The sequence below is a fragment of the Haloferax sp. AB510 genome, assembly GCF_024136985.1.
Lineage (GTDB): Archaea > Halobacteriota > Halobacteria > Halobacteriales > Haloferacaceae > Haloferax.
Window position 1 is genome coordinate 21,394 of sequence record NZ_JAMYJY010000031.1, and the last position, 13,187, is coordinate 34,580.

The following is a 13,187-nucleotide window of genomic DNA, read 5'->3' on the forward strand; positions in this document are numbered from 1 at the left end:
ACTGGGTCTCGGTCGCTCATACCTATGATAGCATAATAACACTTCAAAGTTAAATTTTTTGAGTAGGTGGAATCCAAGTGGGCATAGTATCGCTTCCATCAATGTCTAATCTGGAGCGCAGTTGACTCTCTTTCCCATGAGAAGCGCGATGTTCCTCTCTCATCTCTGTGCGCTTCAGACTTCGTTGTCTGAATCGGATGAGAACCTGCGTAGTTGATTTTGAACTAACTGGCCACAGTGAATGTACGCTCTTTGCTTCGGTTCTGCGTCTCTATCTCGGTCCTCAACAGCGATTTCAGTGAATTGGAATGGGAGGCTCATCGAAAGATAGAACCGGGGATTGTCCTGAACCTGGAAGTGAAGATGTGGTTCGGTTGAATTTCCAGAGTGGCCACACCGACCGATTACCTCGCCGCGGCTTACTGTGTCGCCCTCGGACACACAGACACTCCCTTGCTTAAGATGTCCAAGGAAACTGTACTCTGCTGGAGCGTGCTTAATAATAACACAGTTTCCAGCTAAGCGGTACTGTAGCGGGTCAAGCCAGCCAGTCGTACGGTGATGGTCCCTGTGACCATCCAGCGACCTAATTACGGTGCCATCTGCAGGTGCAGTAACGGGCTCGTCAAAACAGTAGAACGATTCTGGGCCACCAGTCCCATCATGCGTATTTCCTTGCTCATCGGTTTTCACGAAGTCGTATGCATACCGCTGCTGGACCGGGAACCACGAATGTGAATATTCAGGGTCTGGGCTACCGGAGTGCACCGTCCATTTACCTCGGAATGGTAGTGTATAGTCTACCGCCGTCTCGTATTCGGGTGGGATTGGTAGGTGACCCCGATATCGAATGAACACGACGAGGCTGCCAAATAGTTGCACGGTGCCTCTTACCACCGTGTTCGGGTGGAGCATGAACACAAACGTCTGGAGTAATTTGAGAGGGTTCGGCTCGTAGCCGGTTGTCATCCAGTCTGTGGGGTCATCATCGTTACTGGCCTCAGCCTGCTCGATCTTGGACCGACTATACTTCCACATGTATTGAGCAGATCCCAATATTGGGGGGACAAGAAAAAACAGAAACAGAGCGTTGAAGACCTGCGCGAGTTCGAGGGGTTGCCAGAGACTTTGAAGGTGTTCCAACAGACCAAGGAATCCCAAAAAACCGAGTCGCCAACAAGCGTTCCCAATTCGGGAGATTGTTCTGTCGATCGATGAACCACTCGTGCCAAATGGGTGTGATATACTGGTGGACATGTACGGAAAGTTCTATTGTAGATTCCTAAATTCTCTGTTGACTTAGTAGAACTCTCTACCAAAAATTCTGTCGAGGTTGGGTCTTAGTTCTTCGTCTGCTTGTGAGCCGACAGAAGCTCTTCAGCCGACGAATGCTTGGAAACACCGGAGTCGAGGTCGTTTTCCGAGATTTCAGAAATTAACCGCCCGCCAGAAACGGCGTCAACCACTGCGTCACCAGCGGCCTCACCGACGGTCGTTCCTGCCGCATACGCAAACCCTGCCGCGCCGACGTACGCAACGGCCGCAGGGTAAACGTCGGGTTCTGGGTCCGGAGCCGAGAAAACCGCACCTTCCATGTCATCTGGAATTGAGGTGGACGCAACCTCTTGGACCTCGACATTGCTGGTTTCAATCAAATCCATTCCTCCTTTACTGTCGTCGGCAGCTGACCTATTGTCAGACATGCAAATGTGTTCTCACCCACACTTAGTATGAATTTATTGTAATAAAATTGATATCAGGTGTGCGAAATAATTCGATTTTGAAAAGCGTGTAAAATAAAATTGTGATTGGTGTATAACTCGTTTGGAGCTATTTTTCTGCTTCCTGCGGCAGGTTTAACATCTCACCATATAATGTTGTTTTTATGAGTAACTCGGGCTCTGACGCGCACAAAGACATCGACACACCGGTTGTGCTGTTTGATGGAGTCTGTAATCTCTGTAATGGCTTCGTTCAGTTTCTCATTGAGAACGATGAAGATGCAAATCTTCGGTTTGCATCACTTCAGTCAGAAGTTGGTCAAGAGCTCCTACGATCCATAGACCTTCCAGATGATAAGAACGACTCAATCGTGCTCATTGAAGACGAGACGTACTATGAGAAGTCCGACGCCGCGTTAGCTATCGCTGGGTATCTGGATGGTCTGTATGGTCATGCCCCCTATCTTCGATTCATTCCACAATCAATCCGAGATAGAGTGTATATGCTGGTAGCAAATAACCGCTATTCGATATTTGGAAAGCAAGACCGGTGCATGATGCCAACGCCTGACCGACAGGGCCGGTTTTTAAGTTCGAGTGATGTCTGAGTACCCAATTATCTCTGTCCAGTGTGAGTACCTACTCGCTTTGCGAGAGGTCTTGTGTGTTTAGGCATGCTAAAGAGATATCGCCCATACTTGAGTGCTGATCTGTTATTTATTGTTGAACCGGTTCAGCACGTTGATTGTCTCCAATGTGAATCGACCACAACTGTGCGTACTTTCCATTTTGGTCGATCAGGTCCTGGTGTGTCCCCTGTTCAATAATCTCGCCGTCATCAAGAACAACGATCTGGTCTGCATTCCGAATCGTCGAGAGCCGATGTGCGACTGCAAACGTCGTCCGGTCCTGAACAACAGTTTCGAGACTGTCTTGTATCTGCCGTTCAGTCTCATTGTCGACGTGCGAGGTAGCTTCGTCTAATAGCAGTATGTCTGGGTCGGATACCAGCGAGCGAGCTAACGCAATACGCTGTCGTTGTCCGCCGGAGAGCTTTGCTCCACCTTCCCCTACGTTCGTCTCGTACCCATCGGGGAACTCCATAATGAAATCGTGTGCATTCGCTAACCGAGCTGCTCGTTTAATGTCTTCTTCGGTCGCTTCGGCTGCTCCGTATCCTAGGTTCTCTCCGATCGTACCGGAGAATAGATGCGTGTCTTGGTGGACAATTCCGATTCGTTTTCGAAGGTCGTTGATTTTTATGTCTTTGATATTGTGATCGTCCACCCGTATTTCACCTTTGTCTGGCTCGTAGAAGCGTAGCAATAGTTTCAGTAGGGTAGATTTACCGGACCCCGTGGAACCGACGATCCCAATGAAGTCGCCAGCGTTAGCAGTGAAGTTGACATCAGTAAGTACCGTGTTATCGCGATATGCAAAGGACATGTCATCGAACTCGATGTGACCGTCGAAGTGGTCGACGGTGATAGCATTCTCCGAATTATGCTCCCGTGCCTCATGATCATGCAGTGAGAGCACACGAACTGCCGATGCGCGGGCACCATAGTATTGGTCGATTAACTGGCCAGTTTGGATGATGGGTTGAATAAGGCGTTGCTGATAAACTAGAAATGCCACCAGTGTCCCCTCTGAGAGTGGCTCAGAGAACAGTAGCGGAGGACCCTCGACGATCCAGATCCCACCCAGAACCAGCATGAGCGTGAAGCCAGCAGTGTTCAAGACATTCAGGCTCGGTTGGAATCGAATCCGAAGATCGATCACGCTCCAAAACTTATCGTAAAGTCCTCTCGAAACCGAAGCAACGCGGTCACGCTCTTGAGTCTCGCGAGTATACGACTTGATTACGTGCATCCCGCTAAGATTGTTTTCTATCTTGGAGTTCACAACCCCAATACGCTGCTTCACGGCTGCGTGCTCAACCTTTAGTCGCCGAATGAAATACCGAGTTACGAGGACAATTGCTGGGACAAAGAAGAGCGAAATCAGTGCAAACTCCCAGTGTAAGATGAATAGCAGCACAGTCACACCAACAATCGTCGCTGAAGTGCTCACAACTTGCCCAATGAACTTGCCCAGAACATTGTTCAGGCTCCTCACGTCGTTATTTAACACAGTCATTATCTGTCCCGTCTGTTCGGATTCGTAGAATGGCATCCCGAGCTTCTGGGCTTTCGTATAGGTATCTACTCGAACCTTGTGTTGAACTTCCTGGGAGAATCTCCCCCAGACCCATCCCGCAGACCAGCTTAGAATAGCACTGACGATTCCGATTATCGCAAGGATGCCTCCGAGTAGATACAACTGGTCAGCCTGACCGACGGGAAACAGACCTGATCGAAGTCCGAATAGGGCGAACGGGCGATTATCTAATAAGACCGAGTCAATTGCTGTTTGCAGGATGTATGGTGGAAGAATACCGATAATCGGCGCGACTAGGGAGGTCAAGACGCCAAATAGTATCCACCATTGTGCTCTCTACTGTAGCGAGAAAACAACTCAAGTAAGGGTCGTTTGACGTTGCTGATTCCACTTGAGAGCAACATCCGGTCTCCTGATTCTTCTGACATGCTTACACAAGCAAATGTGGAACACTTTATACTTTTGCACCAAATGAAAAGTGTTGATAAAGAATCTTGAACCAACCTTGGTGTGAATCACCGTGGCACATGTCTATCTAGGATTTAAAACTAAGAAAAGCTTATCAAGTGTGATACAACATTGAATCGTGTTGGTAGAATAATGAGTGTGTTTCAATCACCTCAATGGTTGCAAAGTATCCTCACGTGGGCGGTAATTTCCACATTGACAATTTGGACAGTAGCGACCTCCACGCGGGTTTTTGATCCCGTCCGTGAGAGACTCAAAGCCGTTATCGGAGAGCCCGGTCTATCGCTTATTCCATCATATCGGTTCTTTGCTCCAGAACCCGCTAGGTATGATTTCCACCTGCTATACAGAACAAAGACAGAGGATGAACGTGTCACAGACTGGCAACACTGCGACGAATTCATCGACTTTCCGTCTCAACTTCACTGGGCCTGGAATCCACAATTATACGACACGAAAGCGATGTTCGACTATGCCCAGTCGCTGTACGAAGCAGTAAAAGACGAGAAGGAGAAAGACAACGATGCTGAGGTGACTGATGATGTCTCCACCTCATCTTTACAGCAAATCGATATGGAGGATTACGTTGTTTCCACACCATACATTGCCTTGCTGAATTACGTGTCACATTTACCTGGGGTATCTGACTCAAAAGAGGTTCAGTATCTGATTATACGGGGTTCTCTCCGAGAAGAGGAAAGTAAACCGTTCTTCCTCTCGTACTTCCACGAGGTGTGAGATGATCAGTACAGATCTCACCATTCGGCTTGTTGCAGGGATCATCGGAATCCATGCGGTCTACTCCGGGTTTGAGATGATCAGTGTCAGAGAACGCTATGGAAAAGCGGGGATTATGAGATGGGAACCCACGCGTCTGTACATCGAGCACATTCCGGGTTTCTCTCTGATTGAACCCCTGTTGAATCGAATAGTTGGTGTCGCAATTGTTCGTGTCGTAGTTGGGGTTGGGTTGGCCATCGCTGCCACTCTGAATGCACCAGTACTTATTCTCGGAACATTCGCAACAGGACTACTTGCCACTGATCTTGTGATCGTTCTTCGACACAGCGTCGGTCTGAGCGGTGCACATCAGATGTCGCTTGTTGTCAGTACAGGACTGACCGTTGCTGTCCTTGCTCCGAGTGGGAGCCTACTCGAACTAACTGGAATTGGGTTTATCGCTGCTCAGGGTATCTTAGGGTACTTCATCTCTGGAGTAACGAAGGGGATGGGCAATGCCTGGCGCAGTGGTGATGCCGTCCTACTAGTATTGTCAACAACGACGTGGGGTCATCCATGGTTCTACGAAAAGGCACGGTCATTTCCTGGTCTGACGGCGCTCGCCAGTCATGGCGTCGTCCTGTTTGAAATTGCGTTCCCTGTGATCTTGTTGCTATCTCCACCCCTGGTCGCAGCAATATTCGGGGTCGCACTTGCGATGCACATTTCGATTGCCTTTGCAATGGGGATTAATGGATTTATCACCAGTTTCTCCTCAACGTATCCAGCGATCTACTTCGTTTCGAGGCAAGTTCCGACTATACTGTGAAAAGTCAGAAACCACCTAATCCAGAGCTTAATATGAAAACTATCGACGCGATCGTAACCACGTATTACCGAAATGAATACCTCAAGACTGCCATCGAGAGTCTCCTTGCATCGAAAGGAGTGGTGGTAGAAGTGTATGTCGTCGACATGTCTTGCGAGCGACACGCTGAGGAAGTCGTACGAGAATATGATGTGAATTACGTTCCGATACAGTCCTACAATACCGACCATACACTCAAACAGATCGCTAAGGCACGGGATATCGGGGTCGCACTCTCGACTGAAGACTTCGTTTTCTTCCTCGACGATGATGACACCGTCACGCCTGATGGATTATCGAAATTGGTCAACTCTCTGAATGGCCAATGTGGTGTCGCATTTGGGATGCCTGACTCTCTTCTTTCACCGGAGGTGATCAAGCCGTTCTACACCAATGAGAACCCACTCAATCCTGAAAGGCTTCGTTCGTTCATGCTTGGGCTGTTGACTACTCCTCTATCAACGTGCGCAATGGTCGTTGAACGGGAGTCGATCGAATCAATTCCTCCGATTGCGAGTCTCCCTCACGACGACATTGCCACAGTCTTTGAACTCTCAACCACAACGAACATCGCGACTATTGACGAGGTCATCGTCCACTCACAACAAAAAGAGCCAGATGCCGGTCTCTCTAAAGAATCTCTGTATGGCCAAGCAAATATTTTCACAGAGTATCAGGACTATTACGATGAGATCCCAACTGAGTTCAGACTGACCGATAGGCAGTACGAAGCGGCGAAGTCAGAATATCACCGCTACAAAGCAATGGCAGCACTCAGCGATCGCTACTGGTCTTCCTCAGCGGTCTACCAGTACTACAATTCCGCGAAGACTCGTCCGTACGGCATCACATATGGATATCTACGGTTTCTCGCGTCGCTATTTGGGTCGCTTGGGCTATTCTTATTTGCCAAGATACAGGGGAAGAAAGTCGCATAGGTGTAGTCTACGGAGATGAATATACCACATCCACAAGTAAATCGGAGCCCAGAGTCAACCTCACCTCCTCACGTGCGCATCCAGAGGCTAGATGGAATGCCGTTCGGACGTTCGAAGCCATACTGTGACCCAAGGGCCTCGTAGCTCTCGAATGCCTCCTCGAGGAGCTCGGGATACTCTTTGTGTAGATAATATGTTGCCCAGAGCACTTCTATGTCATTTCCAGCTAACAATGCACGGAGGAGGTACTGTTCGTTGAAGAACCAGCGGAATTGCGTAATCCAAGGTTTGGGATACTCGTACGGGAAAAAGATGTCATGGCAGTGTACCAACACCCCATCATCTAGTCGGGGGATAATGTCGAGATATTCATACAGTACGTCGCTGCCAATTCTTCCAACGTGTGACGAGTCGATGAATAGTAAGTCGTCTTCCTCGAGTGAGTTAAAGACTGACATCGGCACATCCTGAACCTTTGCTTGGATGAGGTTCGCGTCGATTCCTTTGATCGTTTTCTTGGGGTCCGGGTCGATAATGAGGTGCTCTGACCGCTGATCGTTTTTCTGTAGTGCTGCGCTGGCAACCTGAGTCGAATTCCCCCCACCGATCTCAATCACCCGTTTCGGCTTATTTTCCCGAATCATTGAATACAGCACTTCTGTGTCGACTGATTCGAAGAGGTGGTTTTTGATTGCGAACCCGTTAAACTTCTCTGAGCGTTCGTATATCGGGAACTCACTGTACTCATCCCGATATCTGGATTTGAATGTTGAGAGCCGGTCAAGCTGTTCGTCGACCCGGAAGTCGATAGCTGGCATTTCTGATGGCTCTGTCCAGAGTTCGTCTGAGAGGCCTTGCACATTTGCGATCGGAGAAGACCAGTGAACTGGAGTCATATGGACACCAATAGCCTCCCAGAAGTCGAACATATCCACGTCGACGAACTCGGGAATCGACCTCAGAAAGTCAGCGCCAGGTCCGTCTTTGGCCATCGTTTCACGGATCTGTTCTGCGATTCCTGGATACTTCTCGTCAATGGCCTTCGCGAGTTCATGGACCTCCTCATCACTGAGTTCATCTTTGAGCCATAATTCCAAATTGTGCACATTCGTTCTTGTTATTTGAGAGTAATATATGTGTTTTCATGTTGGTTATATCTAGTTAGAAATACAGATGGATGCTGTCCGCTGGAGTATTTGCTGCCGCTCTCACCAACAATAGTATTTCAGGTAACCAGCCCCGTAATCGGGTGGCCTGTTCGAGGACGTCGAAGACGAGATCTACCGTGAGAAGCGTGTACTAAAAGAGGAGTACCAGCCAGACGAGATTCTCGAACGCGATGCCGAGGTTGAAGAATACAAACACGCGCTGACCGACGCGCTCTTCGGTCGCAGCCCCGACAACATCTTTCTGTTCGGGAAGGCAGGTGTCGGAAAAACTGCGGTGACGAACTTCGTGCTCAGTGAACTCCAACGCGAAGCACTTCGTCGCGATACGGCAGACGAAATCCACGTCACGAAGGTCAATTGCAACAATCAGAGCGTCTATTCAACCGTTCGTCACCTCGTGAACAGTCTCCGTCCTGAGGACACAGCTACGTTCCCGAAGAAGGGGCCATCAACGGCAGATGCATTCGAAGAATTATACGCCCAAATGGAACGTCTCAGTGGAACTCATCTGTTCGTCCTCGATGAAATCGACCACCTCTCAAATCCCGATCCATTACTCTACGAGTTCCCACGAGCACGTGCGAACGGGCACATCAAAGAAGCCAAAGTCGGCCTTATCGGAATATCGAACAACTACACATTCCGCAACACGCTCTCTGCAAAGGTCAAGTCGACGCTCATGGAGCACGAAATCTCGTTTTCAACGTACGATGCAGGCGAGCTAAACACCATTCTCACTGATCGTGCCCAGCGTGCTTTCGTCGATGGTGCATGCGTAGACAGCGCTATTTCGGCGTGTGCTGCCTTCGCTGCGAAAGATGACGGGAGGCCCGGCAAGCAATTGACTTGCTTCGTGAAGCCGCAGATGCTGCTCAAAAAGACGGGGCTACAACGGTTACTGCAGAGCACGTCGAGAGAGTCCGAGAACAGGTCAACCGTGGGCAGCTCCGTGACAAAATCGATGATCAGACCATGCACGCACAGCTGGTGCTCGAGTCCGTTGCCCGCCAACAACTGGCGGACGATGAGTCAGTGCGGACCAAACGTGTCCAAAAGCGGTACGAAACTGTCGCAGATGCGTGGGGACACGACCATCTGACCTCACTGAAATCGATCCAGAATCATCTCGACGACCTCCATATGCTCGGGTTTCTCATCCGAACCGACGAGAACAAGGGCCAAACAGGTGGGCGAAGTTATCGATGGGAAGTCGACATGAATCTCGAGACAGTAATTGAAGCTCGCGAAGAAATCGAACACGACGCACAGCCTCCTGCATGACGAAGCAATCTGACGGTCAGCAATTCGACGAAGAATCCACGGACTCGGAGACGCGAAGTCGTCGCTACAACTGGTCGCAGATGAGCCTGGACGAACTCGTCGATGTCTACTGGCAAGACATCGCACCGAAGCGATATCGCGATGGGTTTGACGAAGACCGCGACGTTCCGACCTACGCTTGGCTCACCGAACACGGATACAGTGGAATCGCGTACGCGCTACGTGAGCATCACGACCTCACGCCGAAGCAGTTCTTCGTCAATGTTGTCGGCCTCGAAGACGAGGGATCTGACGAGTGGGAGTGGAACGTCGACCATGAGCCTACTGTCAACGCTCTAGAAGTGTACCTCAATTCGATACAAACTCGTGGTGGACGGGCAGAGAGTACCGTCGAGACCCATCGGACGAGGTTGGCCAAGTGGGTTCGAACGTATCGAGAACTGCACGGGACTGATGCGTTGCTCGAACCACTGTCTGAACTTGACCAGCAACCCCGAGAGATTGAGCGCTGTCTCGCCGTCCTCGACATTTTCGACGAGGAGCCGACGGATCGGTCGAAGCTCGAATATCTGCACGTCGCCAGAGCGTGGTACGCGTTCGTGAAACGCCGGAAGTACGCGAAGTACAATCCACTCTCGGAGGCTGGTGAAGAGTTCGGTTGGGAAGCGAGCGAGCCGGACCCACAGGCGTTGACGGCATCTCAGGTGCGTCGAATCTACAGTGAGGTCGATTCGCCCGAAGCGGAGTTGCTCGTCGTTGCGCTCGCCGGGTGGGGGTTACGGCCCTCAGAGGTTGCCGCGTTGCATGTCGACCAAGTGGTTTTGGACGCGGAGGACCCGCACTTGTCGTTCGGTGATGGAGAGCGCAAGAACGGCCCGGGTGAAGTGACGCTGCTGTATGGTGTCGACGTCGTCGCTGATCGGATTGAAGCGTTATCTGACCATGAGACGTGGAACGGGTATCTGTTCCCGTCTCGGTCTTCATCGACGGGACATGTGTCAGTGAGTACGATACGTCGTCGGTTCAAACAGCTTGCTGACACTGCTGGAGTGGTTGTCGATGGGGGTACGCCTACGCCGAAGATGGGACGGCGGTTCTGGTACTCAGCGTATCAGGAAGCCGTTGGAGAGGTGCTTGAGGGATTGGAAGGGGTTGCGGAGGATCAGGGAAGTTCGTCAACGGAAGTCGTTCTTCGGAATTACTTGTCGAGAGAGCAAGAGCGGAAGGCTCGGCGGAGAAGGATGTATGAGAAGTTGGAAAAGGCGTTTAGTCGTTAGGTTGACCGGAAATTACATACAAATGCGAAAGTATCAATACGACCATATATACTATTCCTGGCGTGCGGCACTCTCCGTACTGCCCCCGCCCGTTCCGGGCTAAAGTGAATCTGGTCTCGACGCCAGCGGGTGAGCACGAGGAGTTTCGCGGCGTGGCTGTTCGCCAGCCGAATGGAAGCTGAGTCAAAGATATACGACGTCTGGCTCTGTTTTATTGAGAGCGTCTCGGAGAGCTTGGTCATCCACACTGCCGTCCCACTGGAGAGTGAGGCCAAACTTAGCCGGTGCCGCATTAGCTGCCGTCACCGTGACGTGGAGTGTGTATTTTGTGTTGGGATCAAACTGTATTTGCCGGAACGACGCCAGCGTGTGCAACGATTCGTTGGTTGTTTCTGTTTTGCTATCACTTTCGTCGACAATCTCCTCGTAGGAGAGTCGGAGAAGGTCGATGAGGACGCTGTCGTTTCGATTTACTTGGAAGGGGGCAGTACGTTCGCGGATTTGCTCACCTCTTGAAAGGCCTTCGTAGAGGATTGGCGGGTTAATCCGGGTTCCGAGCCTGACAGGTTGGGGGTTTCTGGAGCCACCCTCGTAGATTTCGGCTTTGACTTGGCATTCCCTTGCAGGGGTTCTACCAGTATTCTCAAGGATCAAGTGTATGTCCTTTGCTTTGTAGCGTGTCTCGGTATCGGGAATGTTTTCGAATCGAGCCTCTTGTTTGTCGATGATACGAGTCAGGATGGAGGGCGAGGCAGCTTGGTTGCTATACCAGTCAAGCGCTAGTGCTGGCGCGTTTCGTTGTCGAAGGAATTGCTGGGCACCAACGGTGATTATTCCCCCTCCAAGCCCACCTGCGAGTGCTGTAGCGGCTGTTTCCCAGAGCGGCATTTTCGTTCTGATACAGGTGATTGTAGGATAAAGTTGCAACCCTATACAGGGAGAACCACCTGAATCTGCCCGAGTTGATAGATGTCACAGCAAAGGTGACTTCGGATCGGGCTGCTGTCCCTGCCATTCATCAGTTTGGTACTTAAGATACTGATCAAGAGAACTTGCAGCAGATCTCCCTGCCTCAAATCGTTTGTCCCAATACTTTCCTCTCAAATCAGCACGGAGATTTGTCACCGCCTCTATGAACTCGTCCGCTACCACCCGTTCGAGCAGTTTCGAGAGACGACCAACGCTATAGTCAGCGCCCAAGCGGAACTCCCTGACGGACAACACACAAATCGGCGAATCGACGGCTCTATCGCAAACACTCGCTGCGACGTGACTATGCGGTGAACGCACTCCTTCGGAACTTGGTCAAGCACTTAGACGCAGCAGGTGTCTCGACGCTCTACCACGGCGACCTCACCGGAGTACTCGGCGAGTACTGGTCAGTCGAAGCGAACCTCTAAGCGCAGACCTTCTGGGCCCATCGGCAGTGTATCGATCGACTCGAATCAGTCTGTGAAGAGTATGGTATGACGTGGAAGCACTCTTGGAGGCATGGACGTCTCAGATGTGTCCAGACTGCGGTGAGCGAGACCGGACACGTTGGAATCGAGAGACGCTCACTTGCCCGTGTGGTTTCGACGACCACGCGGATCTCGCTACTACGAGAACATTGCTCGAACGGGCGACGGATACACCAGTCAGGCCGACGGCACGACCCGTGCGGTTCCAGTGGGACGATCACGAGTGGTACCCTGTCGAGGATGTACAGTGGCTCTCAACGAATAGCGCACAGACCCGCAAGGTGCCACCATGGTGTCCTCGCGACACCAGCGAACGGACGCTCCGAGTAATCGGAGTGGATGTCGATCCGCTGGTCGCTCGCTTTTCGTACGTGACTCATCCTTAGAATTAATAGGTGTATGTGAGTTCTTACGGCGATGGATGCTTCAACACCCTATTTCCAGGAAGAGATGTACTTAGATATTCTGGACAATGAAGTGCAAGTCGAAGTTGCACTAACAGAAGCGGGGAATATAGATGTGGAGGTCATCGAAAGCCCCCATTTCGGTGTTTCGCCTGAGTTCTCAGAAAACGTTGGCTCAATCGAAGGGACAACCCCTGGTGGTGATAAAGTATGTCTTTCCAATGTCGTAGTTTCTCTTGGTTTGCAAGCAGGTGGGGACGAAGGTAGTTACCAGTTCATTAGTTCGCTGTCGACTCCATCTGAAATAGAGATTGATGGTACTGACGGGTATGTTTCCTATGATGACGAGGAAGTGAGTATACAGTTCGATGTTCTGGGCTTCAAGCATTTCATTCCACATAACGCAGTAGACGAGGTCGAACTAATCAACCGGGATACATGGCACGTAATCGCATCGTCGGTAAGTGATGTGGATGAAAGAATTGAGTTCATCAAGTCTCACAACATACTTCTTCGAACTGCAAAAGTCGTTATCACGTTGAAAATACCCGGGAGTATGTCACATCAAGTAACTCAAGCACGAGAAAAGCTGGAGGATTTGCTTGCGTTATCGGGATTTGTTCAGGGGCTCGGCCCAAGCTTCGTGCGGGGTGAAGTGGTTGGTATTGACGGGAAACCACCGGATTCTGTCGATGAAGGAATTCGATTTGCGAAGTTGTGG

The 13,187-nt window shown here is 50.6% G+C and carries 12 protein-coding genes and 1 pseudogene; 8 read left to right on the forward strand and 5 right to left on the reverse strand.

Translation table 11 applies throughout. From position 1 onward, the window contains the following. Positions 1-174 precede the first annotated feature (174 nt). Positions 175-1,257, reverse strand: coding sequence for a M23 family metallopeptidase (locus tag NKF06_RS08150; RefSeq protein WP_253245088.1), 1,083 nt, complete (start codon positions 1,255-1,257; stop codon positions 175-177). A gap of 83 nt (positions 1,258-1,340) precedes the next feature. Continuing rightward, a complete protein-coding gene (locus NKF06_RS08155; RefSeq protein ID WP_152417950.1) occupies positions 1,341-1,703 on the reverse strand; it encodes a hypothetical protein in 363 nt (120 codons plus the stop codon). Between the two features lie 182 nt (positions 1,704-1,885). On the opposite strand from NKF06_RS08155, the gene NKF06_RS08160 reads away from it, so the two are divergent. After that, positions 1,886-2,329: a thiol-disulfide oxidoreductase DCC family protein gene (locus NKF06_RS08160; RefSeq protein WP_253245089.1), complete on the forward strand. Its 444-nt coding sequence runs from the start codon at positions 1,886-1,888 to the stop codon at positions 2,327-2,329. A gap of 109 nt (positions 2,330-2,438) precedes the next feature. On the opposite strand, the gene NKF06_RS08165 is transcribed toward NKF06_RS08160, so the two are convergent. Next, entirely contained in the window at positions 2,439-4,187 is a 1,749-nt protein-coding gene (locus NKF06_RS08165) for an ABC transporter ATP-binding protein (protein ID WP_253245090.1), read from the reverse strand. A gap of 294 nt (positions 4,188-4,481) precedes the next feature. Here NKF06_RS08165 and NKF06_RS08170 point away from each other — a divergent pair, with 294 nt between their 5' ends. From NKF06_RS08170 to NKF06_RS08180, 3 genes are read left to right on the forward strand one after another with little or no spacing between them, the layout of a single operon-like run. Then, positions 4,482-5,087, forward strand: coding sequence for a hypothetical protein (locus tag NKF06_RS08170; protein WP_253245091.1), 606 nt, complete (start codon positions 4,482-4,484; stop codon positions 5,085-5,087). Between the two features lies 1 nt (position 5,088). Further along, positions 5,089-5,898, forward strand: coding sequence for a hypothetical protein (locus NKF06_RS08175; protein ID WP_253245092.1), 810 nt, complete (start codon positions 5,089-5,091; stop codon positions 5,896-5,898). 32 nt (positions 5,899-5,930) lie between these two features. Beyond that, positions 5,931-6,875, forward strand: a complete 945-nt coding sequence (locus NKF06_RS08180) for a glycosyltransferase (RefSeq protein ID WP_253245093.1) — start codon at positions 5,931-5,933, stop codon at positions 6,873-6,875. Between the two features lie 68 nt (positions 6,876-6,943). Here the strand turns inward: NKF06_RS08180 and NKF06_RS08185 are convergent, their stop codons facing one another. After that, positions 6,944-7,981: a class I SAM-dependent methyltransferase gene (locus NKF06_RS08185; RefSeq protein WP_253245094.1), complete on the reverse strand. Its 1,038-nt coding sequence runs from the start codon at positions 7,979-7,981 to the stop codon at positions 6,944-6,946. Between the two features lie 148 nt (positions 7,982-8,129). Here NKF06_RS08185 and NKF06_RS08190 point away from each other — a divergent pair. Further along, a pseudogene (locus tag NKF06_RS08190) lies at positions 8,130-9,325 on the forward strand (AAA family ATPase). 80 nt (positions 9,326-9,405) lie between these two features. Then, entirely contained in the window at positions 9,406-10,602 is a 1,197-nt protein-coding gene (locus NKF06_RS08195) for a site-specific integrase (protein ID WP_253245098.1), read from the forward strand. 183 nt (positions 10,603-10,785) lie between these two features. Here NKF06_RS08195 and NKF06_RS08200 read toward each other — a convergent pair whose 3' ends face one another. Beyond that, positions 10,786-11,490: a hypothetical protein gene (locus NKF06_RS08200; protein WP_253245095.1), complete on the reverse strand. Its 705-nt coding sequence runs from the start codon at positions 11,488-11,490 to the stop codon at positions 10,786-10,788. A 616-nt stretch (positions 11,491-12,106) separates the two neighbouring features. Between NKF06_RS08200 and NKF06_RS08205 the strand changes: the two genes are divergently transcribed. Together NKF06_RS08205 and NKF06_RS08210 are read left to right on the forward strand one after the other, a co-directional pair. Then, on the forward strand, positions 12,107-12,448 hold the full coding sequence (locus NKF06_RS08205; RefSeq protein ID WP_253245099.1) for a transposase: 342 nt from the start codon (positions 12,107-12,109) through the stop codon (positions 12,446-12,448). Between the two features lie 31 nt (positions 12,449-12,479). Beyond that, positions 12,480-13,187: hypothetical protein (locus NKF06_RS08210; RefSeq protein ID WP_253245096.1), on the forward strand; the 708-nt coding region annotated here is incomplete at its 3' end.

Coding starts and splice junctions, on each gene's coding strand:
- NKF06_RS08150 (WP_253245088.1), bottom strand. CDS start 1,257: ATGTCCACCAGTATATCACACCCATTTGGCACGAGTGGTTCATCGATC.
- NKF06_RS08155 (WP_152417950.1), bottom strand. CDS start 1,703: ATGTCTGACAATAGGTCAGCTGCCGACGACAGTAAAGGAGGAATGGAT.
- NKF06_RS08160 (WP_253245089.1), top strand. CDS start 1,886: ATGAGTAACTCGGGCTCTGACGCGCACAAAGACATCGACACACCGGTT.
- NKF06_RS08170 (WP_253245091.1), top strand. CDS start 4,482: ATGAGTGTGTTTCAATCACCTCAATGGTTGCAAAGTATCCTCACGTGG.
- NKF06_RS08175 (WP_253245092.1), top strand. CDS start 5,089: ATGATCAGTACAGATCTCACCATTCGGCTTGTTGCAGGGATCATCGGA.
- NKF06_RS08180 (WP_253245093.1), top strand. CDS start 5,931: ATGAAAACTATCGACGCGATCGTAACCACGTATTACCGAAATGAATAC.
- NKF06_RS08195 (WP_253245098.1), top strand. CDS start 9,406: ATGAGCCTGGACGAACTCGTCGATGTCTACTGGCAAGACATCGCACCG.
- NKF06_RS08200 (WP_253245095.1), bottom strand. CDS start 11,490: ATGCCGCTCTGGGAAACAGCCGCTACAGCACTCGCAGGTGGGCTTGGA.
- NKF06_RS08205 (WP_253245099.1), top strand. CDS start 12,107: ATGTGTCCAGACTGCGGTGAGCGAGACCGGACACGTTGGAATCGAGAG.